Origin of the sequence: Streptomyces sp. Wb2n-11, assembly GCF_001049855.1 — a bacterium.
Classification (GTDB): domain Bacteria; phylum Actinomycetota; class Actinomycetes; order Streptomycetales; family Streptomycetaceae; genus Streptomyces; species Streptomyces altiplanensis.
Genome location: NZ_CVPB01000001.1, coordinates 530,617 through 553,678, shown reverse-complemented (window position 1 = coordinate 553,678; position 23,062 = coordinate 530,617). Strand labels below are relative to the sequence as shown.

At 71.1% G+C, this 23,062-nt stretch carries 25 protein-coding genes and 2 pseudogenes; 17 read left to right on the top strand and 10 right to left on the bottom strand.

Annotated elements, in window-relative coordinates; all coding sequences use genetic code 11:
• Positions 1–28: 28 nt before the first annotated feature.
• Together BN1555_RS02405 and BN1555_RS02400 are read left to right on the top strand one after the other, a co-directional pair.
• Positions 29–211, top strand: a complete 183-nt coding sequence (locus BN1555_RS02405) for a hypothetical protein (RefSeq protein WP_093797421.1) — start codon at positions 29–31, stop codon at positions 209–211.
• A 74-nt stretch (positions 212–285) separates the two neighbouring features.
• On the top strand, positions 286–828 hold the full coding sequence (locus BN1555_RS02400) for an MOSC domain-containing protein (RefSeq protein WP_093797419.1): 543 nt from the start codon (positions 286–288) through the stop codon (positions 826–828).
• Between the two features lie 13 nt (positions 829–841).
• On the opposite strand, the gene BN1555_RS02395 is transcribed toward BN1555_RS02400, so the two are convergent.
• Positions 842–2,212: a tannase/feruloyl esterase family alpha/beta hydrolase gene (locus BN1555_RS02395; RefSeq protein WP_093797417.1), complete on the bottom strand. Its 1,371-nt coding sequence runs from the start codon at positions 2,210–2,212 to the stop codon at positions 842–844.
• Between the two features lie 75 nt (positions 2,213–2,287).
• Here BN1555_RS02395 and BN1555_RS38790 point away from each other — a divergent pair, with 75 nt between their 5' ends.
• Positions 2,288–2,632, top strand: coding sequence for a hypothetical protein (locus tag BN1555_RS38790; protein WP_176709924.1), 345 nt, complete (start codon positions 2,288–2,290; stop codon positions 2,630–2,632).
• A 41-nt stretch (positions 2,633–2,673) separates the two neighbouring features.
• Here BN1555_RS38790 and BN1555_RS02390 read toward each other — a convergent pair whose 3' ends face one another.
• A complete protein-coding gene (locus tag BN1555_RS02390; RefSeq protein ID WP_255305840.1) occupies positions 2,674–2,994 on the bottom strand; it encodes a hypothetical protein in 321 nt (106 codons plus the stop codon).
• A 65-nt stretch (positions 2,995–3,059) separates the two neighbouring features.
• Here BN1555_RS02390 and BN1555_RS02385 point away from each other — a divergent pair, with 65 nt between their 5' ends.
• On the top strand, positions 3,060–3,962 hold the full coding sequence (locus BN1555_RS02385; protein ID WP_093797415.1) for an oxygenase MpaB family protein: 903 nt from the start codon (positions 3,060–3,062) through the stop codon (positions 3,960–3,962).
• Positions 3,963–3,989: 27 nt separating this feature from the next.
• On the opposite strand, the gene BN1555_RS02380 is transcribed toward BN1555_RS02385, so the two are convergent.
• Positions 3,990–4,589, bottom strand: coding sequence for a class I SAM-dependent methyltransferase (locus BN1555_RS02380; RefSeq protein WP_093797413.1), 600 nt, complete (start codon positions 4,587–4,589; stop codon positions 3,990–3,992).
• Between the two features lie 176 nt (positions 4,590–4,765).
• Between BN1555_RS02380 and BN1555_RS40025 the strand changes: the two are divergent.
• The 5 genes and pseudogenes from BN1555_RS40025 to BN1555_RS02355 form a co-directional block, all read left to right on the top strand.
• Positions 4,766–4,966, top strand: a pseudogene (locus tag BN1555_RS40025) (hypothetical protein); the annotation flags it as partial.
• 176 nt (positions 4,967–5,142) lie between these two features.
• On the top strand, positions 5,143–5,556 hold the full coding sequence (locus tag BN1555_RS02370) for a roadblock/LC7 domain-containing protein (protein WP_093797411.1): 414 nt from the start codon (positions 5,143–5,145) through the stop codon (positions 5,554–5,556).
• A 108-nt stretch (positions 5,557–5,664) separates the two neighbouring features.
• Positions 5,665–6,486: a DUF6397 family protein gene (locus tag BN1555_RS02365; RefSeq protein WP_093797409.1), complete on the top strand. Its 822-nt coding sequence runs from the start codon at positions 5,665–5,667 to the stop codon at positions 6,484–6,486.
• Positions 6,487–6,499: 13 nt separating this feature from the next.
• Positions 6,500–7,573, top strand: a complete 1,074-nt coding sequence (locus BN1555_RS02360; protein WP_255305839.1) for a GNAT family N-acetyltransferase — start codon at positions 6,500–6,502, stop codon at positions 7,571–7,573.
• Positions 7,574–7,862: 289 nt separating this feature from the next.
• Positions 7,863–9,605 (top strand): ABC-F family ATP-binding cassette domain-containing protein, encoded by a 1,743-nt coding sequence (locus tag BN1555_RS02355; RefSeq protein ID WP_093797405.1) that lies wholly within the window; start codon positions 7,863–7,865, stop codon positions 9,603–9,605.
• 45 nt (positions 9,606–9,650) lie between these two features.
• Here the strand turns inward: BN1555_RS02355 and BN1555_RS02350 are convergent, their stop codons facing one another.
• Positions 9,651–10,454: a helix-turn-helix transcriptional regulator gene (locus BN1555_RS02350; protein ID WP_093797403.1), complete on the bottom strand. Its 804-nt coding sequence runs from the start codon at positions 10,452–10,454 to the stop codon at positions 9,651–9,653.
• A 49-nt stretch (positions 10,455–10,503) separates the two neighbouring features.
• On the opposite strand from BN1555_RS02350, the gene BN1555_RS02345 reads away from it, so the two are divergent.
• Positions 10,504–10,989, top strand: a complete 486-nt coding sequence (locus BN1555_RS02345; RefSeq protein ID WP_255305838.1) for a DUF2000 domain-containing protein — start codon at positions 10,504–10,506, stop codon at positions 10,987–10,989.
• A gap of 252 nt (positions 10,990–11,241) precedes the next feature.
• Positions 11,242–11,724 (top strand): hypothetical protein, encoded by a 483-nt coding sequence (locus BN1555_RS02340; RefSeq protein WP_093797401.1) that lies wholly within the window; start codon positions 11,242–11,244, stop codon positions 11,722–11,724.
• 112 nt (positions 11,725–11,836) lie between these two features.
• On the opposite strand, the gene BN1555_RS02335 is transcribed toward BN1555_RS02340, so the two are convergent.
• A complete protein-coding gene (locus BN1555_RS02335; protein ID WP_093797399.1) occupies positions 11,837–12,598 on the bottom strand; it encodes a class I SAM-dependent methyltransferase in 762 nt (253 codons plus the stop codon).
• 229 nt (positions 12,599–12,827) lie between these two features.
• Positions 12,828–13,679, bottom strand: a complete 852-nt coding sequence (locus BN1555_RS02330) for a DUF2382 domain-containing protein (RefSeq protein ID WP_093797397.1) — start codon at positions 13,677–13,679, stop codon at positions 12,828–12,830.
• Positions 13,680–13,914: 235 nt separating this feature from the next.
• Here BN1555_RS02330 and BN1555_RS02325 point away from each other — a divergent pair.
• The 5 genes and pseudogenes from BN1555_RS02325 to BN1555_RS02305 form a co-directional block, all read left to right on the top strand.
• Positions 13,915–14,895, top strand: a pseudogene (locus BN1555_RS02325) (YihY/virulence factor BrkB family protein); the annotation flags it as partial.
• A 462-nt stretch (positions 14,896–15,357) separates the two neighbouring features.
• Complete coding sequence (locus BN1555_RS41515) at positions 15,358–15,486, top strand: hypothetical protein (RefSeq protein WP_369689024.1); 129 nt, start codon at positions 15,358–15,360, stop codon at positions 15,484–15,486.
• Between the two features lie 134 nt (positions 15,487–15,620).
• The gene (locus tag BN1555_RS02315; RefSeq protein WP_093797393.1) at positions 15,621–16,040 is read left to right on the top strand and encodes a phage holin family protein; all 420 of its coding nucleotides are present in this window, start codon (positions 15,621–15,623) and stop codon (positions 16,038–16,040) included.
• Positions 16,037–16,435 carry a DUF3618 domain-containing protein gene (locus tag BN1555_RS02310; protein ID WP_093797391.1) on the top strand — a complete coding sequence of 133 codons (399 nt, stop codon included), beginning with the start codon at positions 16,037–16,039 and terminating at the stop codon, positions 16,433–16,435. Before BN1555_RS02315 ends, BN1555_RS02310 begins: the two co-directional genes overlap by 4 nt.
• Positions 16,435–16,701, top strand: coding sequence for a DUF4235 domain-containing protein (locus tag BN1555_RS02305; RefSeq protein ID WP_093797389.1), 267 nt, complete (start codon positions 16,435–16,437; stop codon positions 16,699–16,701). Before BN1555_RS02310 ends, BN1555_RS02305 begins: the two co-directional genes overlap by 1 nt.
• A 32-nt stretch (positions 16,702–16,733) precedes the next feature.
• Here BN1555_RS02305 and BN1555_RS02300 read toward each other — a convergent pair whose 3' ends face one another.
• On the bottom strand, positions 16,734–17,153 hold the full coding sequence (locus BN1555_RS02300; protein ID WP_093797387.1) for a nuclear transport factor 2 family protein: 420 nt from the start codon (positions 17,151–17,153) through the stop codon (positions 16,734–16,736).
• Positions 17,154–17,539: 386 nt separating this feature from the next.
• Here BN1555_RS02300 and BN1555_RS02295 point away from each other — a divergent pair, with 386 nt between their 5' ends.
• Positions 17,540–19,330, top strand: a complete 1,791-nt coding sequence (locus BN1555_RS02295) for a PP2C family protein-serine/threonine phosphatase (RefSeq protein ID WP_255305837.1) — start codon at positions 17,540–17,542, stop codon at positions 19,328–19,330.
• 385 nt (positions 19,331–19,715) lie between these two features.
• On the opposite strand, the gene BN1555_RS02290 is transcribed toward BN1555_RS02295, so the two are convergent.
• The 3 genes from BN1555_RS02290 to BN1555_RS02280 all read right to left on the bottom strand — a co-directional run bounded on the left by BN1555_RS02290 (position 19,716) and on the right by BN1555_RS02280 (position 22,890).
• Complete coding sequence (locus BN1555_RS02290) at positions 19,716–20,813, bottom strand: LacI family DNA-binding transcriptional regulator (RefSeq protein ID WP_093797385.1); 1,098 nt, start codon at positions 20,811–20,813, stop codon at positions 19,716–19,718.
• An 11-nt stretch (positions 20,814–20,824) separates the two neighbouring features.
• Complete coding sequence (locus BN1555_RS02285) at positions 20,825–21,736, bottom strand: PfkB family carbohydrate kinase (RefSeq protein ID WP_093797383.1); 912 nt, start codon at positions 21,734–21,736, stop codon at positions 20,825–20,827.
• Between the two features lie 152 nt (positions 21,737–21,888).
• Positions 21,889–22,890 carry an SIS domain-containing protein gene (locus tag BN1555_RS02280; protein ID WP_093797381.1) on the bottom strand — a complete coding sequence of 334 codons (1,002 nt, stop codon included), beginning with the start codon at positions 22,888–22,890 and terminating at the stop codon, positions 21,889–21,891.
• Positions 22,891–23,062: the final 172 nt, after the last annotated feature.

Sequence of the window (23,062 nt, the reverse complement as noted above, 5' to 3'; positions counted from 1 at the left end):
GGCAACAGCCGCGAAGGAGGCGTCGAAGATGTCGAAGAGCGCGAAGGTCGCCGCCGGTGGCGTGGTGGTGGGAGTCGCCCTGATCTGGCTGATCGGGTTCTGGCCCGCTCTGCTGGTCATGATCGGCGTACCCGTTGCGGCGTATCTGATGCTGGACAACTCGCAGCGCCGTAGGTTGCGCCGGGTCTCACGCAAGGAGATCGGCCGCTGACCCGGCCCAGGACCGTGCCGGGCCAGGGTCCCGGAAGGGCCGAGTACCGGCACGGAAGAGGGGAGTTCCGCACCATGGGCGGCACAGTCAGGGCGGTCAGCAGCAACGGCGAGTACACGTTCACCAAGCCGAACCGCGACAGCGTCACGCTGCTGGCCGGGCTCGGTGTGGAAGGCGATGTGCACGCGGGGACGACGGTGAAACACCGTTCCCGGGTCGCTCAGGACCCCACCCGGCCCAATCTGCGCCAAGTGCACCTCATCCACGAGGAGCTCTTCGCCGAGCTGCTCCGGGAAGGCTTCACGGTCGGGCCCGGCCGGCTCGGCGAGAACATCACCACCAGCGGAATCGGTCTTCTGGGGCTCCCGCGGGGCACCCTGCTGCACATCGGTGAGGAAGCGGTCGTCGAGATCACCGGCCTGCGCAACCCCTGCCTGCAGATCGACACCTTCCAGGACGGCCTCCTGAAACAGGTCGTCGGCCGGGACGCGGAGGGCAACGTCATGCGCAAGGCCGGGATCATGAGCGTCGTCAGGACGGGCGGGGTGGTGCGGCCCGGCGACCGGATCGAGGCCGTACTGCCGGCGGAGCCGCACCGTCCCCTGGAGTGTGTCTGAGCCGCGGCCCGGCTCAGTCCAGCGCACAGGAGTTGACCACGTCACCGCCCGCGGGCCTGGCGATCGTCCGGTCCGCGGGCGGAGCGCTGCCGTCCTCCACCCACGCGGCGAGCGCCGTGAAAGCGGAGCGGTAGCAGGGCAGGACCGGCCGCAGCCGCTCGGGATACGTGTCGTGGAGCGAGTCGACATGGGTGCCGCCCTCGACGGTGTAGTAGCGGTGCAGCCGGGACCGGCCCTGCCCCGTCACCATCCGCTCGTACACGTCGGAGCCGGTGGCGATCGGCAGCAGCGTGTCGAGGTCGCCGTGCAGCGTGATCAACGGTTTGCCGATCCGTCCCGTCAGCGCGACCCGCTGCACCGCGCGGTGTACGGACCCGGGGCGCGCGGCGTAGTCGTACTCCGCGTCCGACGCACAGGGCGCAAGGATCTCCGGCAGCGTCGTACCCGCCGAGGAACCGGGACAGGCGGGGTCGTACGCCGGGTCGAACTCCGCGCGGTAGATCTTCTGCGTCAGCCCCCAGTACGCCTTCTCGTGGTACGGCCACAGGAACTGTGAGCCCGGCGCGAAACCGGCCCCCAGGAGATCCTCGTCCGTGGCCCGGCCGAGGCTCCGCGCCACGGTGACCGGCAGGGAACCGAGGAGACCGCCGCCGTCGGCGGTCCACAGGGCGCCCTCCCAGTCCACCCCGCCGTCGTAGAGCCCGGGATGGTTCTCGAGCTGCCAGCGGGTCAGGTAGCCGCCGTTGGAGATGCCCGTCATGTACGTGCGTCGCGGTGCGTGCCCGTACCACCGCGCGACGGTCCTGCGGGCCGCGCGCGTCAGCTCCGTGGTGCGCCGGTTCCACTCCGCCACCGCGTCACCGGGCCTCCTGCCGTCCGTGAAGAAGTCGGGACCGCTGTTGCCCTTGTCGGTCGCCGCGTACGCATAGCCCTGCGCCAGCACCTGGTCGGAGATGAGCGCGTCGGTCGCGTACTGCTTGCGCGTCCCGGGCGCTCCCGTGACGACCAGGCCGCCGTTCCAGCGCTCGGGCATCCGGATGACGAACTGCGCGTCGTGCCGCCACCCGTGGGTGGCGTTGAAGCGCGAATCGTCGGGGAAGTAACCGTCGATCTGGACGCCCGGCACACCGGAGGGGTTCTTCGTGCCCTTCGCGGACAACCCCACCTGGTCGGCGGTGTCGGTGTACGCCGTGCCGGCCAGTCCCGCGGTGGTCAAGTCGGGCAGACAGGCCACCCGTTGATGTTCCGCCCCCGGAACGGCAGGCCGGTTCTGCCGCGCACAGGGATCGGTGCCAGAGGCACGGGGTGCGGCGCCGGCGGAGCCCACGGTGGTCAGCACCATGAGAAGTGCGGCGACGAGTGGGACACCTCTGGACGGGCGCATGGGAAGCCTCCGGTCTCGTGGGGAAAAAAGACGGGCGCAGCGCCACATGGTGCTGTCGTCCCACCCGGTAGGGCCATGGGCCCGGCCCACACGGCGCGGGGCCGCGGCATGGGTGCCGTCCACGAAAACCGTCGCCCGCCGCTCGGCCCGCCGATGGTCTTCCGGCCGTCCCGGCCGCGCGGGGTGGCCCTCGACGCCTCACTCCTCCTGTGCGAGCGCCCGGACTCCGGCACGTCTGTGGAAGCGCTCCTCGCCGGTCCGGGGAACGCCCGCCGACCGGTGGGGCAGCCGTCAGGCGGGTCGCACGGCCATCTCGTCGAGCGTCTCCAGCAGACCGGGCAGTCCGGGCCCCCGGCCGACCGGGACGACTTCACCCGGCTCGTCGTCCAGCAGCACGAAGCGGCGCACCCTGACCAGTGAGTAACCTCGCCGTCGAAGCCCCGCGGCGAACAGCGCCCCAGTCAGGCCGCCGGGAGGCCGAGAAGCGTACGCGCCACGGTGTGCGGTGATTCGCCGCGTTCCCGCGCGAGCGCGATGACCGCACGGCAGGCCAGTTCGTTGACGCCGAAGGAGAGTGCCTCCGGCGAGACCCAGCCCGCCGCCTCCTCGCTGCGGGGCTCGTCGTCGTCCGCGCACGCGGACACATAGGCCGCAGCGGCCTCGAAGATGTTGTGCTGCCGCGTTTCCGGGCGCGCCCGCGGCGCACCGCCCCGACGCGGCCCGAAGAGCTTCCGGAGTCTGTCCCGCACCCGGACCACCTTCTTCTTGAGGGGTTCGATCACGAACCGTCCATGCGTGCCCTTCCAACGTAGAGTTGGAGCCCGGGCGACATAAGGGGGACGGTGCGTTGAACCGTTACGACCGGCTGCGGGAGATCCGGCGACTCGATCCGGAGAAGGACTTCCTGGAGATCTACCGGCTCACCGCGACGTACGAGTTCCCCTGGGACCACACACGCGCCCTGGAGCTGGCCCTCTACCGCACCTACGCGGTCCCCGGCATCGGCCGTCTCCTCGCCGAGACGGCAGAGCTCACCGACCGTTCGCAGAAGCGCTACGACGACACCGCGCTGCTCCTGGACACCGTCGTGGAGCACGGCTTCGACACCGAGGACGGCCGCACCGCCATTCGCCGCATCAACCAGATGCACCGCAGCTACGCCATCAGCAACGACGACATGCGCTACGTGCTGTGCACGTTCGTCGTCGTGCCGAAGCGCTGGATCGACTCCTACGGCTGGCGCCGGCTGTCCGACCACGAGCTCCGGGCGTCCGCCGCCTACTACCGCACGCTCGGCAGGCACATGGGCATCAAGGACATCCCGCAGTCCTACGAGGAGTTCGAACGCTGCCTCGACACCTACGAGGCGCAGCACTTCGGCTGGGACGAGGGGGCACGCAGGGTCTCGGACGCGACCCTCGCCCTCATGGCGTCCTGGTATCCGCGCCCCCTCGCGCCGCTGGTGCGCGGCGCGAGCCTCGCCCTCCTCGACGACACGCTCCTGCGGACCTTCCGTTACGACACCCCGTCGCCCGCCGCGCGAGCGCTGGTCAGGGGGGCCCTCCGGCTGCGCGCCCGCGCCGTCCGTCTGATGCCACCGCGCAGCACACCGCACTACGCCCGGCAGAACCCCGAGATCAAGAGCTATCCCGGCGGCTACACGGTCGCGAACCTGGGGACTTTCCCGACGCCCGGCACGGGCGGCTGCCCGGTTCCGCACATCGAGCGCCCGGCTGCCGCCGCCGAGTGACCCGGCCGGCGCGGTGTGGTTGCTTGCTCAGTCCCGGCGGACGGCCAGCGCAAGGAAACGGTCGCTCTCGTCGGTGTACGACGCCAGCCGCCACCCGGAACGCTTCAGCAGTGCCCGGAGGTTGGGCTCGGCCCGCAGGTCGTCCGGGGTGATCTGCCACCCCTGGCGCGCCGCGAGGGCCGCCCGGCCGATGGGGTGGAACAGCGCCAGCAGGCCGCCGGGCCGCACCACCCTGGCCAGCTCGCGCAGATTCTCCGAGGGGCGGGGGAGGTGCGCGATCAGCCCGGCCGCGAAGACGGCGTCCAGAGCCGCCGTCCGTACGGGCAGCCGTGCGACATCGGCGAGCAGCAGCCGCGCGCCGCGACTGCGGCCCGCGTGGACCGCCGCCTCCAGCATCGCCGGTGTCACATCGGCGCCCAGCACCGAACCCACGGGGCCCACGGCGTCGCGCAGGAACGGCAGTGCGCGCCCCGTGCCGCAGCCGGCGTCGAGCACGGCGTCACCGGCCCGCAGTCCGAGGCGGGCCACCGCGGCGGCGTAGGCCGGTCCGTCGTCCGGGAACCGGGCGTCCCAGTCCGCGGCCCGGGCCGTGAAGAACTCCTGGACGTGCGTGTGGTCGTCGGCCATACGCACATCGTCCCCCATCGCCCTCAGTTCCCCGGAACTCCGGCGGCTCCCCCGCAGGTGCGGCGGGCATGTCCGAGTGTGGGCCGGTCCTTCCGGAACGTATCTCTGCCACATCCCGGCAGCTTTCGAAAAGCGCTCCCCGCGTGCGTTCCTTGCGGGACCGGCGCCCCCGGGTCATGGGACACCTGGACCACGCCGCCTCCGGCCGGCCCCCGCCCTCTCGTACGCGATGACCTCAGCCGGCGCCGCCCTCGCACCGCACCGTACGGGCGCTGGACGCGAGCGGGGGCTCCCGCCGCAACTGGCTGACCACTGCCGCGTCCGCCATCGCCGTCGGCACCGCCATCAGCGCCGGTATCTGGACGATGCGCTTCGTCGAGTACGCCGGAAGGACGCACACGGCCCGGCTGCTCGACACGGTGGGCTGAACCGTCCCGCGTTTCCCCTGTCCGCGGCACCCGAAGGAACCCGTGCTTGCCGCGATGACGTCAGTGGGGAAGGCTGGTGCTCGACCAGGGGCGACGGGGAACGGATGAACGGGGAGGGCCGAAACATGGCGCTGGACAAAGGACTTGACTGGCTTCTGGACGACCTGGCAAACAGGGTCGAGCATGTGCGGCACGCGCTGGTGCTGTCCAACGACGGCCTGGTGACCGGGGCGAGTGCGGGCCTGGCGCGGGAGGACGCCGAGCACCTGGCCGCAGTGTCGTCGGGACTGCACAGCCTCGCCAAGGGGTCGGGCCGGCACTTCCGGGCGGGCAAGGTCCGTCAGACGATGGTCGAGTTCGACGAGGGGGTTCTCTTCGTCACCGCGGCGGGAGACGGCAGCTGCCTGTGCGTGCTGAGTGCCGCCGAAGCCGACATCGGACAGGTCGCGTACGAGATGACGCTGCTCGTCAACCGGGTCGGCGAACACCTCGGGGTTGCCGCGAGGCAGCCGGGTCTCGCCAGAGACACCGAGCTCTGACCTGCGCGTACTCGCCCGGCCCGGAAGTTGTCCACAGGCTGGGCGGGCAACGCGCCGTCCGGACTACGGTCGTCACCGGGAGTATCCGCATCTCACGGGGAGACGATCATGGCCGTACGAGAAGCGCACCGCACCGCTGCTGTGACCCAGGCCGGCGGGCCGCTGTCCGCGTCCCGGGCCGCCCGGGAACTCGGCTTGAAGCGAAGCGAGTTGGACCTTGGTGCCCTGCTGGGTCACATCCGCACCACGGTTGACGCGGACGGCAGCCACCGCCGGGTCGCCCGTGAGGAGATCGACAGGCTCCGGGCGGCGGGCCGGAATCAGGAAACGCTGCGTGAGCGGCTACGGACCGTAGGCGCCACCGAGGGTGCGCGGTTGATGGGTACCAGCCCCGTCCGGTTCGGCAAGCTCGCCCGCACCGGATACATCGCTCCCGTCACGTTCTACCTGAATCGCTACCGGGCGGTCGTCTGGCTGTACCTCGCCGAAGAACTGAAGGAATTCGCCGACCGCGAGCCCGCTCTGCTGACCGGCAGGTCGCCGCAGAGGATGCGTGCCCTGCTCGACGCGGGTGAGGACCGCCGTGCCCGCAACTGGCGGGGCCGGCGCCTCGGTCTGCTGACGCGGCAGACGGAAGACCCGTGGGAGCAGGCGGCGATCACCAGTTCCGTCCTCGACCCCGTCCAGTTCGTGGAGGTCGTCGACGACCCCTACGAGCGCGCGTACCTCAGCAAACTCCGGCCGGGGCTGGTGGGGCGCCATGGTGAATCGCCCGCCGTGCGCGAAGCCATGGACCGGCTGCTGCCGGCCGACGGCCCCGACGAGATCCTCTGGCAGCGGGTGAGCCTCGCACTGCTCCTGGACGAGGCCCGCGCCCACCGTCCCGCACCGCGCCCGGAGAGCAGCCGCCCCCTGGCTGGGAGCCTATGAGGGTCGGCGATGTGTGGGGACGTTCCGTGGCATCTCCTTCGACCTGAGCGTGCCGGGCGGAGCGATGCTTCCGGTGGTCGGCATCAGCAGCATCTCTGTCGTTCCCACTCACCGCCGGCGCGGCCTGCTGAAGGCGATGATGGCTCAGGGCCTGCGCTCGGCGGTGGCGCGCGGCGAGGCAGCCGCGGTCCTGCACTCCGCTGAGTACGGTGTCTACGGCCGTTACGGATTCGCGCCGGCCACCCGGCACGGCGGCTTCACCGTCGACGTACGTGCCGGCCGTGGCCTGCGCCCCGGCCCCGCCGGCACCGGAATCCTCCAGCCCGCCACCATGGAGGACGTGCGAAGGTTCGGGCCCGCCCTCTTCGACCGGGTCCGCCGCTCACGGGCCGGAGCGGTCAGCCGCCCGGACTGGAACTGGCAGGCGCGGACCGGAGAGTCGGTCCGCCCCGGAGAGACATGGACCGAGCCCACGGCCGTCGTGTACCGCGATGTCCACGGGCAGGTGAGCGGACTGGTGACCTACCGGGTCGACGGCAAGTGGACCGACGGCGTACCCGACAGCACCCTGACCGTCACCGATCTGATCACCACCACGCCCGAAGCACTGCGTGCTCTGTGGCGGCATCTGCTCTCCCTGGACTGGGTGCACACGATCGACGTTCCCGACGCGGCCCCCGACGACCCGGCGCCCCTTCTGCTGGCCGATGCCCGTGCCGTACGCCCTCTTCCCCATCCTGCCGACTGCCTGCGGCTGCGCCTGCTGGACCTTCCCGTCGCTCTCGCCGCCCGCACCTACGCCACGGAAGGCCGCCTCGTTCTCGAAGTGGCCGACCCGGACGGACATGTCGACGGCCGCTGGCAGTTGCACGTGGCGGCCGACGGCTCCGGGCACGTCACCACCACCGACGGCCCGGCCCACCTGGCACTGGACGCGACCACCCTTGCCATGCTCTGTCTGGGCGGTGAGACGGCCGCTCGGCTCAAGGGGGCAGGGCTGGTCGAGGAGCTGCGTCCCGGAGCCGCGGCCACCGCCGACGCGCTCTTCCGCGCTTCCCTCGCGCCGTGGTGCCCCGATCACTTCTGAACCCCGCCCTCACTCCCTTGCCGGCCGGCGTCCGCTCCTCCCGAACCCGTTCACCGGCTCCCACCCGAAACCGGCGCATGCGAGACGGTCCGGTTCGTCGCGTGGTACAGTAGGTGCATGCGTTCTTTCTGCTTCCTGTGACGGAGCACGCCGCGACCCGCCTCTCGTGATGAAGCCGAGGCAGTGGGTTGCTCGTCGCGCCCATCGGCCGCTTCCGGCCGCCGCCCGTCAGTTCAAGGAAGATCCACTCCCCGCTTCACGGGTGGAGTGTGTCTCCGTTCGGAGCGTCATGAACACCCCTCTTACCGTCCCGGCTCGTGCCCGCGCACAGCTCGTCGCTTCTGATGTCCACCTCGCCCGAGGAGGCCGCCCGGTCCTCACGGGCGTCGAGATGACCGTTACTCCCGGTTCGCGCTGGGGCGTGGTCGGGGAGAACGGCCGCGGCAAATCCACGCTGGTCCACGTGCTCGCCCAAACGCTGGCCCCCGATGCCGGCTCGGTGCGGCGAACGGGAACCCTGGGCAGTGCGGAGCAGGAGGTGGCGGCCGACGAGGACCGTACGGTCGGCGATGTCGTCGATGCCCACCTCGCCGACGCCCGCACCGCGCTGGCCGCCCTCGACACCGGCGCGGCCGCGCTCGCCGAGGAACGCCCCGGCGCGGAGGCGTCGTACCAGGCGGCACTGGAGGCGGCCGAGGCGCTGGAGGCATGGGACGCCGACCGGCGTGTCGATGTCGCCCTCGAAGCCCTCGGCGCGGTGACCGACCGGAGCCGGCTGCTGGCACACCTGTCCGTCGGGCAGCGCTACCGGGTGCGCCTGGCGTGCCTGCTCGGCGCCGCCTACGACTTCCTGCTGCTCGACGAACCGACCAACCACCTCGACCAGGCCGGCCTGGACTACCTGACCGGCCGCCTGCGGGAGTGGGACGGCGGCGTGGTGGTGGTCAGTCATGACCGCGCCCTGCTGAGGGACGTCGCCACCACGATTCTCGATCTCGACCCCAGCCAGGACGGCCGCCCGGCCGTATACGGCGACGGCTACGAGGGATATCTGGCCGGCCGTCGCGCGAGCCGCCGGCGCTGGGAGGCGGAGTACGCCCAACAGCAGGCCGAACACGCGCATCTGGCCGACAGCCTCGCCGCGGCGCAGAGCCGGTTGGTGACCGGCTGGCGTCCCGGCAAAGGGACCGGGAAGCACCAGCGCGCCACCCGGGCCGCGGGGCTGGTGCGCTCGGTGCACCAGCGCCAGGACGAGCTGTCCCGGCATGAGGTGTCCCTGCCCGAGCCGCCGTTGAGCCTGGACATGCCCGAGCTGCCCGCCCGCGCCGGGGTCGCCCTTGTGCGCGCCGAGAACGTCACCGTCACCGGCCGCCTGCGCCAGTCGGCCGATGTGACGCTGGAGTCCGGCTCCCGGCTGGTGATCTCCGGACCCAACGGCGCGGGCAAGTCCACCCTGCTCGCCGTGCTGGCCAAACGGCTGGAGCCGGACGCGGGGCGGGTGCACCACGCCCGCAACGCCCGGGTCGCACTGCTGGGCCAGGAGTCGGCGCATCCTGTCCACCGCCGCGCGGGAGAGGTCTACGAGGCCCGCCTCGCGGCCCTCGTCTCGGACGGACAGCTCGACGAGAGCCGGACGGTGGCGCTTGACGAACTGGGGCTGCTGGCCCGCCGTGACCTGGACAAACCGGTGCGCCGGCTGTCCCTGGGGCAACAGCGCCGCCTGGACCTGGCCCTGGCGCTGGCCTCCAGGCCGCACGTCCTGCTGCTGGACGAACCGACCAACCACCTGTCCATCGCCCTGGTCGACGAACTCACCCATGCCCTGGAGGCCACGTCCGCCGCCGTGGTGATGGCCTCCCACGACCGGCAGCTGCGCCGCGATGTCGCCCACTGGCCCCACCTGTCCCTGGCCGCCACCGCTCTCCGGGGCGCCGCCGGAATGCTTCGAGCGAGTCCGAAGGAGCCGCCGAGCGAGATCCCCGGGGACGTCGGCCACGGCCCGCCCTGCCGACAGGAGGAGGCCGACGTGTGACCGGAACCGGAGAGGGGAGCGGCGGCGAGCGCGGGCGGTCCGGGCTCAGTTGGCGCTTCCGGTACGGGCGTACCGGCCCGGGGTGATGCCCACGACCCGCTTGAAGTGCCGGGTGAGATGGGACTGGTCGTAGAAGCCGGCGGCGGTCGCCACCTCGCCCGGCGGCTGCCCGCCGAGCAGCAGACGGCGGGCCAGGTCGACGCGGCGGGACATCACGTACTGGTGCGGGGCGATGCCGAAGGCACCACTGAAGGCACGTACGAGATGGGTGGGGTGGGCGTGCACCAGGCGCGCGGCCTCTTCCAGGGCGATGCCTTCGAGCAGTCGCTCGTCGAGGAGGTCGCGCAGGCTCTGGGCGACGCCGCGGTCGGGCTCCGCGCTGCCGAAGGCCGCCCTGGGGCGCAGATGCTCGCGCAGCCGCTCGCTGATGAGGGCCAGACGGCTCTCCGCCTCGAACGCGTCGCCCCGGTTCGCGAGGGCCGTGTGCAACTGCCCGACGCGTCTGCGCAGGACGGGATCGGTGAGGTCCGGGCCGTCCACCGCCGGCCCGATGAAGCTCTCGTCCAGCTGCGTCATGTCGAGGTAGAGCACGCGCTTGTGGAAACCGTGAGGGGTGGCGGGTGAGCCGTTGTGCGGGACCTGCGGCGGGAGCAGGCTCACGGTGTCGCTCGGGGTGCCGCGCTCGTAGCGGTCCAGATCGTAGCGGACCGCGCCGTCGTCGACGATCAGCAGCGTCCAGGCGTCGTGGACGTGCATGGGGTACGCGTGCTCGGTGAAGTGGGCGTGGAATACCTCTACGACACCCGCGGCCTGCGGGCGCCAGGCGGAGATCTCCTGCCGGGGCACCATGCAAAGAACGTACAAGACGGAGAAGGCGCGCACCGTGGAGTCTCGAAGCATGAGAACCGAGAACGAGAACGAGACTGAAGTCGGCGCCGGGACGGAGACCGTCGCAAAGCCTGAGGACGTGCCGGTCCGCTTCGACACCAAGATCGCCGTCCTGCTGCGCGACGACCTCGAGTCCTGGCAGCGGCTGAATGTGACCGCCTTCTTGGTCAGTGGGCTCGGCACGGCATCACCCGAGGTGATCGGCGAGCCGTACGCGGACGCCGACGACACCGCGTATCTGCCGATGTTCCGCCAGCCCGTGCTGGTCTTCGAGGGAGCGAAGGAGACGCTGACCGCCGCGCACGCGCGTGCGCTGTCCCGGTCGCTGCCGAGGGCCGTGTTCACGTCGGACCTGTTCGGCACGGGCAACGACCGGGACAACCGGGCGGCTGTACGGGCTGTGGGGAAGGACGGGCTCGATCTGGTGGGGATGGCCGTTTACGGGCCGCGCAACGCGGTGGACAAGGTCCTCAAGGGTGCGCGAATGCACCCCTGAGCGGTTTCACGTCTCGCTCCTTCCGGTCCGGGTGACCGCACGGCCGTCCCGTTCCGTGCGACGGGCGGCCACGGGCCGGCCGGCAGGCCGTTCCTGCACGGTGCGTGCCTGCTGCTGTTGCCCGGGCCGCGAAGGCTCGGCCCCCGAACCCCGTTACCACCATGCCCGAGCGGGCCCCCGACGGCGGACTTGGTGCGTACCTGTCGCTAGAGTGCGGTGCTCGATCGAGTGCCGCACGGCGAAGGGGGAGGAATGAGTGGGCAACTGAAGGACATAGCCGACGAGTTGGCCGAGGTGCTGTGGCGGGAACGCACCGTGTACCGGGACCGGGCCGGGGGCGTGGTGATCCGGGGCGAACACGTGGGACGCTGGATCAGCCTCGCTCCCGCGGGGGGCCGGGGCGAGGTCCTCGTCCGCGCGGGCCGCCTCCTCGACGGCGGCACCACGGCCCCGGCGCGTTCGGAGGCGATCGTGCCCCTTGCCGCCGGGACGGGCGAACTCGCCGCGACCTGCCGTCGCCTGCTCGCCGAGACCGCCGCCGACGCGACGGTGCGAGTGCCGGATCCGTCAAGCGCTGGTCGCCCCGGACGGTCCGGACGGCCGAGACGGTCCGGACGGTCCGGCAAGCCGCGGCCGAGAGGGGGACACACGGGCTTCACCTCCTGGGTGGTCCTTGCCTGCGTGGCCGGGATGGTCGCCCTCTATCTGCACAGCGCCGGTGTGTTCGGCCGCTGACAGAGGCGGCAAGAGTGGCAGAAGCGTCCCGTGCCGGCTGTCCGCTCGCCGGTCCGGATGCCGCCCGTACGCCGCACCAGACACACCAGACACACCAGACACACCAGACGCATCAGACGGGCTTACGGGCCTTGATGAGGAAACGGGTTGAGTGGGCCACGAACGGCCCCTCGCTCCCGATCTTGTCGTGCAGCTCCCGCAACCGGTCGCGGTACTGGTCGACGGCGAAGCCGGGAACCATCCAGATCACCTTCCGGAGGAAGTAGATCACTGCGCCGACGTCGAAGAACTCGGTCCGCAGCCGCTCGAACCGCAGGTCGGCAATTTCCAGGCAGGCGGCCTCGGCGTCCCGGCGTTCGTCGTCCGGGTGGCGGCCGCGGCGGACTTCCTCGGACTGCGGCCCGAGGAAGTATTCGACCAGTTCGAAGACGCTGGAGTGGCCGACGTGCTGGGCCAGGTACGTGCCACCGCCCTGGAGAACGCGGGCGATCTCCTGCCACCACACCGTTGCCGGGTGACGGCTGGTCACCAGGTCGAAGGCGGCGTCGGCGAAGGGCAGCGGCGGTTCGTCGTCGTCGGCCATGACGACCGCGCCGCGTGGGTGCAGCAGCTTGGTGGCCTTGGAGAGGTTGGGCGGCCAGGACTCCGTGGCCACCATCGTCGGTGGCAGTTTCGGTGCTCCGGCGAGGACTTCCCCGCCGCCGGTCTGAATGTCGAGGGCGGCGGACGCGCGGGCCAAGTGCTCACTCATCGTGCGCTGATATCCCCATGAGGGACGCTGCTCGGTGGCCCGGCCCTCCAGCCAGGAGAAGTCCCAGCCCTCCACCGAGACGGCTTCCGCCTCGGACACAAGGTCGTCGAAAGTGCGTGACATGACCGGATCGTCATCATGAAACAGGGTGAAGTCAAAAGGGTTTCCTTCCGCACGTTCTCGCTGTCCCGGCAGTGTTCGCAGCTGTCGGCAGGGCCTGCGCCGCGGTGCTTCCGGAAGTCTCCGGCGGCATTGCCGCTCGCACGGCTCCTCGTGGAGTACGAGCGGCAACGCGTGGTGCCGAACGGACCTGACGGGGCACCCGGGGAGGTGCGGAGTGCGGTCGCGGCGGTCAGAGCCGGCGGTCGTCCTCGTCGACGCCTTCGGTCTCGATCCGTTCCTTGCGTACCTCGCCCGCGACCGTTTCCTGGTCCGTGTGCTCTTCGGACGTGAGGCGGACCCGCTCGACCGGTACCGCCTCGGTCTCCACGACAGGTCGCTCCTCGTGCAGGGTGACTTCGTGTTCGGACTCGGAGATGTCCGGCCCGGACAGAGCCCGGTCCCGGTCGGCTTCGGTGATCGGCTCCCGTTCCACGCGGACCTCCTCGTGACGCACGGGGACGGTCTGCTGCTGTTCTTCGGTCACCACGTACTTACGGAGCCGTGCCCGCCCCGTTTCGCGGCGTTCGACGCCGACGTGCATCTCCTCTTCGGAACGCGTCATGGCCTCGTCGCCGGACGACCGGGCGCGGGCGCCACCGCCGGCCGCTCCGGTGTCGACGTACCCGCCGGTGCCGGTGTCTGCGCCGGTGCGCGTGCCGGTGTCTGTGCCGGTGTGGGCCCATCCACCCTGTCCGGGCTGGTTGGCCTGCTGCCACGCCTCGTCCCACGCGATGCCGTAGTGCTCGTACAGGCGATGCTCCTCGGCCTCCGACAGGTGGCCGCCGGCGTCGACATCGACGTTGGGGGCGTCCTTCACCCTGTCCTTGGGATACGGGACCTCCAGATGGTCCTCGACCATGGTGGCGTCATGGATGGGGACGAACGACTCACTGGTGCCGAACAGGCCGGTCCTGACGCTGACCCAGTCCGGCTGGTGGGTGGCATCGTCGAGGAACACGTGCTTGGCGTCGCCGATCTTCCTTCCCTGTGCGTCGTAGACCGGGTGGTCCAGCACCGCGGGAATCTGCTCTCGGGTAATCATCTCGGGCCTCCTGCTTCCTCTGGGGTCAGTGGCCCGGGTAACCGGAGCAGGAGTGGAAAAACACCTCAATGACGGGTAATTCTGGATAAATATGTTGATAACGCGCTTAGCTCCAGGTGCATAACGGGAGCTTTGGGGTTACTCGTAGATCATGGCATCGAAGTGGCAACCCACGCATGGAGACGACCGGCACCGGCCGACAGGTGCCGGAGGGGACGAGGAGCCCGGTGACCGTGCCGGACCGGACTCCCGGGTGGAACGCGAGGCTCCGGACGGGCCCACCGAGATGGACAAGAAGTCGTGGGGGTCGGTGCTGCGTCGCACGGTGGCGGAGTTCAAGGACGACGAGCTGGCCGACCGTGCCGCGGCGCTGACCTACTACGGGGTCCTGGCGCTGTTCCCCGCGCTGCTGGTGCTGGTCTCGCTGCTGGGAATCGTGGGCGAGTCGGCGACGAAGAGCATCCTGGACAACCTCACGAAGTTCACGCCCGGCCCGGCCCGGGACATCATCACCAACGCGGTCGAGCAACTGCAGGCCAGCGGTGGCACCGGTTCCATCCTGGCGATCGTCGGTCTTGTGGGCGCGCTGTGGTCGGCCTCCGGCTATGTGGCCGCCTTCATCCGGACGTCCAACGCCGTCTACGACATTCCCGAGGGCCGCCCGGCGTGGAAGGTCACGCCGTTGCGACTGGCCCTGACGCTGGTGCTGATGCTCCTGGCGTGTGTCAGCGCGCTGATCGTGGTGTTCACCGGCGGTCTCGCCCGGCAGTTGGGCAGGGCCCTGGGGGTCGGGGACACCGCCCTGACCGTCTGGTCGATCGCCAAGTGGCCGGTTCTGGTCCTCCTGGTCACCATCATGATCGCGCTCCTGTACTGGGCGTCGCCGAACGCCAGGGGCCGCGGTTTCAAGTGGGTCACCCCCGGCAGTTTCCTCGCCCTCGTGATCTGGATGATCGCCTCGGCGGGTTTCGCCCTGTACGTGGCGAACTTCGGTTCGTACAACAAGACGTACGGCACCCTCGCCGGAGTGATCATCTTCCTGGTCTGGCTGTGGATCACGAACCTGGCGATCCTGCTCGGTCTGGAGTTCGACGCGGAGATGACCCGTCAGCGCGCCATCATCGGTGGCCACCCCGCCGATGACGAGCCCTACGTCGAACCGCGGGACACGCGCAAGTGGAGCGACCAGGACCGCAAGCGGACGGGCAGCGAATGACCGTGTCGGAGCAGGCGAACCGGGAAGTCCGTACCGCACGGCCCCGGCGGGCGTTCGTGCGCCTCCTCCCCGACGCGCGTCGCGTCGACCGGCGGCTGACCAACCGGACCGCCTCCCGGGACTCGCTCCGGGCGCGGTGGGCACTGCCGGCCGCGGAGTCCGCGGCCGAGAGGACCGCACTGCGGCGGGGCGCGGCCCTGGCCGCCGCAGGGGGCGCGTGGAGCGCAGAGCCGCGGCCGGGGAGTGGCCGGCGTGCTGACCGCGCAGCTGACGTGGACGCGGTGTGCAAGCAGCCGTACGAGCGGCGCAGGCCCCCTGTGGAGATGATCCCGCACGACGGTGTCGAGGACCGGCCGGACAGCTCTTCCTTCCCGTCCGGGCGCACCGCGGCCGTCGTGGGCTTCACCGCCGCGGTGGCCTCACCTCGCCGTGGCTGGGGCGGCTGCCTCGGTTCCCACCGTGATGATGGCCCTGGAACGCGTCCACACCGGCGCTCATCACCCCAGTGACGCCGCGGTCGGCGCGGCCGTCGGTGTGGGTGGTGCCGTCCTGGTACCTCATGCGCCGCGCCTGCTGCGCGCCTTGTCGTAGTGCGTCGACGAGTCGACGACACGGGCGCGCGTCTGACCGCCGGGCCGGCTGTCGGCTGGCGGGCGGGCGCGGTAAGGACTACCACTTGTGTGAACAGGCCCCGGAGGGCCGAGCAGCGAAAGGCAGGCACGACGATGAGCACGTCAGCTGACTACCCGCCCCCCGGGGAAGCCGAAGAATCGGTCGGTGAGCTGGTGAAACACGCATCGGAACAGATCTCCCGGCTGATGCGGCAGGAGTTGCGGCTGGCGCAGGCCGAAATGCAGCAGAAGGGCAAGCGGTTCGGGCTCGGTGGCGGCCTGCTGGGCGGAGCCGGCGTGGTCGGTTTCGTCGCCCTGCAGGCGATGGCGGCCACCGCGATCGTGGCCCTGGACCTGGTCTGGCCGTTGTGGCTCGCCGCCCTGGTCGTCACCGGCCTCCTGCTCGTGGTGACGGCCGTACTCGCCGCCGTCGGCAAGAAACAGGTCGGCCGGGCCACGCCGGCCGCTCCCGAGCAGGCCATCCACAGTGTCAAGGCCGACATGGCCGAGATCAAGGAGAGGGTACGGCGATGACGGACAAGGCACGGCACCACGGCTCCACGCCCGACCCCGACGAACTGCGGGCCCAGGTGGAGCAGACCCGGGAGGAGCTCGGCCGGACGATCGAAGCGCTGGCCGCCAAGGCCGACGTGAAAGCGCAGGCGCAGCAGAAGGCGGCGAAGGTCAAGGGCTTGGTGCAGGGCAAGGCCGCCCACGCCAATGAGCAGTTGACCGAAACCACCCACACCCTGGGGCGAAAGATCCACGACAAGACCCCGCAGGCCGGTGCGCGAGAAGGCCGGCCGGAGGGCGAAGGCCGGACGGAGGGCGCGGGCACGCATGCCACCCGCAACCTGCTCGTGCTCGCCGGTGTCGGTGTGGCCGCGCTCGCCGTGATCATCGCCGTGCGACGCGGCAGGAGGTGCTGATGAAAGCCTCCAAGGTCGCCTACAAGCCGGTCGGCCTGGTCCTGGGCGCCGTGAGCGGTGTCATCGCCGGCACGGTCTTCAAGCAGGTGTGGAAAGTCGTCGGCCACGACGAGGACGCCCCCGACGCCACCGACGAGGAGCGCGGCTGGCGGGAAATCGTGATCGCCGCCACCCTGCAGGGCGCGGTCTTCGCCGCGGTCAAGGCGATGGTCGACCGCGGTGGCGCCACCGTCGTGCGGCGCCTGACCGGAACGTGGCCCGGCTGATCCCTCCCGCCCGGCCGGGGGCGCCCGCTCGGTCAGAGGGCGATACGCCGTTCGTCCGCGGAGACGGGGAGGTCGTTGACGCTCGCGTAGCGGCGTCGCATCAGGCCGTTCTCGTCGAACTCCCAGTTCTCGTTGCCGTAACTGCGGAACCACTGGCCCTCGCCGTCGTGCCACTCGTACTCGAAGCGGACGGCTATGCGGTTGTCCGTGAAGGCCCACAGCTCCTTGCGCAGACGGTAGTCCTGCTCGCGCTCCCACTTGTCGCGCAGGAATTCCACGATCTCCGCGCGTCCCCGGAGGAACGTGTCGCGGTTGCGCCACTCGGAGTCCTCGGTGTAAGCGAGGGACACCCGCTCGGGATCCCGGCTGTTCCACGCGTCCTCGGCCGCCCTGACTTTCTGCTGGGCGGTCTCGGATGTGAACGGCGGGAACGGCGGCCTCTTGTCCGTCATGGCTCTCTCTTTCGCCATTGAGAGAACGGTCGTTCTCTCCTGTCCGCGGCAGCTTAGGAGAACAGTGGTTCTCCCGCAAGGGGGGAGCTGCCGTACGGCGGCTCCGGGGGCCGGGGGAGTGGCGGCCGGGCCGTCCGGCGCGGTGCGGGGCGTCATTTTCCCGGTTTGGGTGTTTCCGTCGGAAATATGCGTGACACGGGGCGAAAGTCCCCTCCGGCCGGGGCCTTCGTCACCCCCGGGGCCCGGGGCCCATGACCCCGGGGGGCGGCGGTGAGCGTTCGCGCGTGTCCGAGGGGGGACCTACGATCGAGGAAGACGGATCTTGACCTGCGACGCCGGGAGGCCATCATCGTGAACGTCCGGCGCGGCAGGGCGGTGACGGTCTTGTGAGCTTCCCCCTGCCCGGCCTGCCGGACCTGCCGGACGACGTGGAGAGCCTGAAGGCACTCATCGAACGCGAGATCGCCGCGTTGCGGGCGGACGTACGGCGCAGGGTGCAGGAGCCCCAGGCCCTCGCGAGGTCCTCCGCCCACGCGCCGTCCCCCGGCGACCGGTCCCTGGAGAGCTTCATCTCCGGGAGCCCCGAGCCGCCGGCCGCCCACCGGCCCGGGCAGGGCGACGCCCCGGACGGTGACGACGGTGACGGCCGCCCGTACGACATGCCCGGCAATGACCCCTGGGCCGGCCTGCACGCCGGCCTGTCGGCCATCCCCGTCTCGGCGGCGCTGCTGGCTCCCGTCCAGGACGAGACCGGCGAGATCACGGACTTCGTCATTCGCGCCGGTAACCACGTCCGCTCGGCGGAATGGCTCGAAGCGCCGGACAGCCAGGTGGGGCAGCGGTTTCTGGCGGTCCGCCCCGGGGCCGTGGCGAGCGGACTGATGGCGGCGCTGACCGCGGTGTTCACCTCGGGGCGCGCCCTCAAGGGACTGACCGTGGACTACACGGAGGAGCGGCACGGCCGGCTGTTCCGCGCCCCGCTCCTGTACCACGCCGCTGCCTGCGGCAACCAGATGCTGATCACCTGGGTCCCCGCCCGCAGTCATACGGAGATCCTGACCCTCGACGCTCAGCACATCGCCTCGATGGGATGGGGGCACTGGGATCTGCTCTCCGGCGCCGTCGACTGGTCGGAGGGGCTGCACCGCATCTTCCGCACCGATCCGCAGATGCCGTGGTCGCTGACGGAACTCTGCGACGCGGTGCTCCCCGGCGAAGTGCCGGCGCTCGCCGAGCTGATCACCTCCGTCCTCGCCGGCGAGGAACCCTCCTGGACGCGCATCCGCTTCCGTGTCTTCGGCGAAGTACGCACCCTGGACCTGCTCGGCAGGCCCGTCGCGGGAACCGACGGGCGCCCGTGGGCCGTGCACCTCGTGGCACGTGACCTGACACCCCAGATGCGCGGCCGGCGCCGTCTGGCGGAGACCCAGCGCGAGACGGAGCGGCTGCGTCAGCAGGCCGCGGCGGAACAGCGCATCGCCTCGGTCATGCGTGAGGCGCTCCTGCCGACGCACACCGCGGAACTCGCCGAGCTGGGCCTGACGGTGGCCGCCGCCTACCTGCCGGCCGAGGCGGACGCGGCCGTCGGCGGCGACTGGTACAAGTGCAGGCGCCTGTCGGACGGGCGGGTACTCGTCGCCATCGGTGACGCGGTCGGCCACGGGCTCGAGGCCGTGGCCCGGATGGCCCAGCAGCGCCACGCCCTGGCCGGACTCGCCCAGACGGGCGCGTCGGCAGGCGAGATGACGACCTGGCTGAACGAGCTGGTGTGCGGCGACCCCTCGGCGATGACCGCGACCATGGTCACCGGACACATCGACCACGACCACGTCCTGCGCTGGGCGTGCGCGGGCCATCCGCCTCCACTGCTGCGGCGGGGGAACGAAGTGGCCCCTCTGCCGTCGGAGCACCTGGGCCCGCTGCTCGGCCTGCTGCCCGGGTACGCGTACGAGACCGCGTCGGTTCCGCTGCACAGCGGCGACCTCCTGCTCCTGTACACCGACGGCGTGGTCGAACGCCGGGGCGAGGACATCACCGAAGGCATCACCAACCTCAGCCGGCACCTGTCGGGGAACGCGGGACTCTCGCCAGGAGAGACGGTCGAGCGGATCATCGCCGACTACACGCGCACGGTTCACGACGACGACGCCTGCCTGCTCGCCATCCAGGTCGACTGAGCGCCGACCGGGCGCCGGCCGGCCGGCCGGGCCTGCGGCGTCACCCGCCCCGGAGCGTGTGCCGGACGCGCGTGAAGTGCCGCAGGGCGTCCGGGCCGGCTCGACGCCACGACCCGCGCCGCGCCCATCGCGCCGGCGACGGCCGTGCCACGTGCGCAGCGGACCGACTCGTCCAGGCAGACCGGCGCCGTCAGGCGCTCCGGGAAGCGGGCACGGGCGTGGAGATCGTCCCCGTCCAGCGGCTCCTCGACGAGGAGGAGCCCGGACTCGCGGTGCGGGCCGGTGGCGAGACACCGGCCCGATCCGGGTCGTGGACGACGGCCGGTTCGCCGACGGCGCGCGGAGGACCTGCTGGAGCGCGGCACCTCGCCATGAACCGCTGCTCTCAGGAGGACCGCGGCGGAGCGACCGAGGAGCGCACGATCAGGCGCGTGCGCAGGGTGTGCATCTCGCGGAGTGGCTCGGCTCCTTCGAGAGGATCGAGGAGTACCTCGGCCGCTTTCGCGCCGAGCCGGTGCACGGGCTGCTCGATCATCGTCAGCGGCGGGTCCATGACCGCCGCCCAGGCGCTGTCGTCGAAGCCGATCAGGGACAGGTCGCGGGGGTAGGACAGCTTCTGCCTGCGCACCGCCCGCAGCGCTCCTGTCACCGCGTCGGTCTCGGTGCAGAACAGCGCGGTGATCCGCCGGGGAAGGGTCAGCATGCGGACGACCTCCTCGGTGGCCCGCTCCTCCGTCTTGGGCCCGACCATCACCAGCTCCGGGTCGAAGGGGATGTGCGCGTCGTCGAGCGCGTCGAGGTAGCCGCGCAGGCGCTCCCCGTCGGTCCACAGGTTGCGCGAGGCCCCGGCGAGCAGTTCGCGCCGGGTCGCCGGCGCCTGCGCCACGGGCGGCCCCCACACGAATCCGATACGGCGGTGCCCGGCCGCGATCAGCATCTCGACCGCCTCGCGCGCCGCCTCCCGGTTGTCGATGACGACGGCGTCGAGATCGAGCGACGGGATCGCCCGGTCGACGAGTACGACCGGGACGCCCCGTTCCAACGCCGCCCTGATGTGGGCGTCTTCACCGCGGCCGACGGCGGCCGACGCGATGATGACACCGTCCACGCGCTTGTCGATGAGTACGTTCGTCGCCGCGACCTCCTCGGCGAGGTTCTCGTACGTGCTCAGCACGATGGTGTCGAAGCCCCGGGCCCGGGAGGTGTCGCAGATCCCGCGCACCACACCGGCGAAGAAGGGGTTGCCGATGTCCGCGACGATGACCCCGAGGGTGTGGCTGACACCGGTCGACATGCTGCGCGCCAGCGCGTTCGCGCGGTAGCCGAGCTTCTCGGCCGCCGCGAGCACCCGCTCCTTCAGTTCGGGGCTGACGTATCCGTACCCGCCGAGCGTCCGGGCCGCGGTCGCCCGGCCGACACCGGCCTCGGCGGCCACCTCGGAGATCGTCGGTGATCCCGACGCGCGGCCCCGGTCTGCTGGCATGGATCCGTACCTCAATTCTCTCGGTCGAAGACTTGCCACATGCTAGACACGGCCGGTTGCCCGGCGGGCCGCCCGTGACCGAAGGCTCCTTCGACGAAGCACTGCTCATGGGCGGTGCCGGCTCCGTCGTGGAGTGCGCGCTCGATCATGCGCCGATCGGGCGGGGCGTCCGCGGTCCAGCCGCTCCGCAGCAGGGAGACCGCGAAGCCGGTGAGGAAGGCGTCGCCGCAGCCCATCGTGTCGACGAGGGATCCCGCTCCCTCCACCCGGCGCGCCGGCGCCGCGACGGTCGTGCGGCCGTCGTGGGCGATCGCTCCGTCAACCCCCCGGGTGGCGAGCGCCAGTTTGGCCCCCCGGCCCACGGCCTCGGCCAGGAGCGCGCGCGTGGCGGGCTCGTCGAGGTGCGAGCAGGACAGCAGGACCAGGTCGGCGTGCGGGCAGACGCGGTCCAGGTAGGAGGGGGCGCGGAACTCGTCGTCGCTCGACAGGTCGAAGGTCACGAGCGGTCCCAGCCCGGCGAGTTTGGGCAGTTCGCTCTCGCTGCGGGAGTACACGCTGGAGTGCACGAGGTCGAAGGAGGCGGCGTACGACAGCAGTTCGCCGTCGAGTACGAGCGGCTCCCGCACCGTGACGCCGCCGCCGTTCCAGCCGAGGAAGACGCGGTCGCCGTCGTCGACGCGCAGGGTGGAGAGGCCGGTCTCACCGGTCCGTACGACACAGTGGTCCACGGCGACCCGCTGCGCGGTGACGGACTCGCGCAGGAAGCGGCCGAGATCGTCGTCGCCGAAGACGCCGAGGTAGGCGGCCTCCAGGCCGAGGCGCCGGGCGTAGACGGCCACGTTCACGCTGTTGCCACCCGGGTAGTCGATGCCGCGGTCGACGAAGCGGTCGACGATGTTGTCGCCGAAGCCGAGGACTCTCATAGGGGTTCTCCTGTGCGCGGGCCCGGTGAGCCAGGGGCGCGGGGCCGAGTGGGGCGCGGTGCGGGCAGGGCACCGGCGTGTCCGAGGGGGTGTGTGCGGAACCTGCCGCCCGCGCCCGGCCGTTCGCCGGGCGCGGGCGGCGGGCCCGCCGCTCAGTAGTCCATGACCCGGTAGTAGCGGCGCAGGTCGAGCGAGTGGTCGCGTACGCGTTCCAGGTGCTTGCTGACCCGGCCCATCACCGTGTCGAGCACGAGCGGCGCGAGCAGACCGCGGAATCGGGGGCTGATGCCCTCCAGCGCGTAATCGCGGGTGTCGAAGACGGTGACGTCGTGGGAGACGCGCTTCGCGAAGGCCTCGGCGCGGTCGGTGAGGGCGCGCGTCTCGTCCTCCCCCTGGAAGACGATCACGCTGGTGTCCTTCTCCAGCAGCTCCAGGGAGCCGTGGAAGAACTCGGCGCTGTGCACCCGGGTGGTGCGCAGCCACTGCATCTCCTCGAGGATGCACATGGAGTAGAGGTACGTGAAGCCCCACAGGTTTCCGCCGCCGACGAGGAAGTGGTAGTCGGTGTCCTTGTGGGCCTCGGCGAAGGCGGCCGCCGGAGCATCGGCCTGCCTGGCCACGTCGAGGAGGACGCGCGGGATGTCCGCGAGCTCGTCGGCGAGCTTCTCGTACCCCTCGAACTCGCCCCGGCGTGCGAACAGCCGGCCCATGAGCAGCAGCATCTGCGGGTCGAACGGCCAGGCCTTCGGCTCCGACACGAGCGCGACGTCGACGCTCCGGGCGATGGGCGAATCGGCGTACCCGGTGAAACCGACCGTCCGGGCGCCCTTCGACTTGCAGAACTCGACGGCGCGGAGGCTGTCCTCCGTCGTGCCCGACACGGAGGTGAAGACGGCCACCGAGCGCTCGCCGAGCGTGGCATCGCCCGCGACGGCCAGTTCGGCGGCGACCACGGCCCGTACGGGGAGCGTCGAGATGCGCCGGGCGAGCTGTTCGTAGGGCCACATCTGGGCGTACGTGCCGCCGGCGCCGACGAGGAGGAGGTTGTCGAACCCCTCGTCCACGAGGCGGTCGGCGAGCTCCTCGATCGGGTGGCGCAACGCCACCGTGCTCGCCAGCTGGGAGAGGAATTCCGGCTCGTTGAATCCGAGCATCTTCGCGTCCTTTCAGGAAAGGGTGCGGCCGGCGGCGCTGAGCGACCTGATACCGGTATCACGCGAAGGTCACGCTGACACAGTGGACGCACACCGTCAACACCGAAGCGGCGCAGATCTTCTGACGGGAGACCTAACCCGGCTCCCAACAGCAAGTCTTCAAGGCATGGGC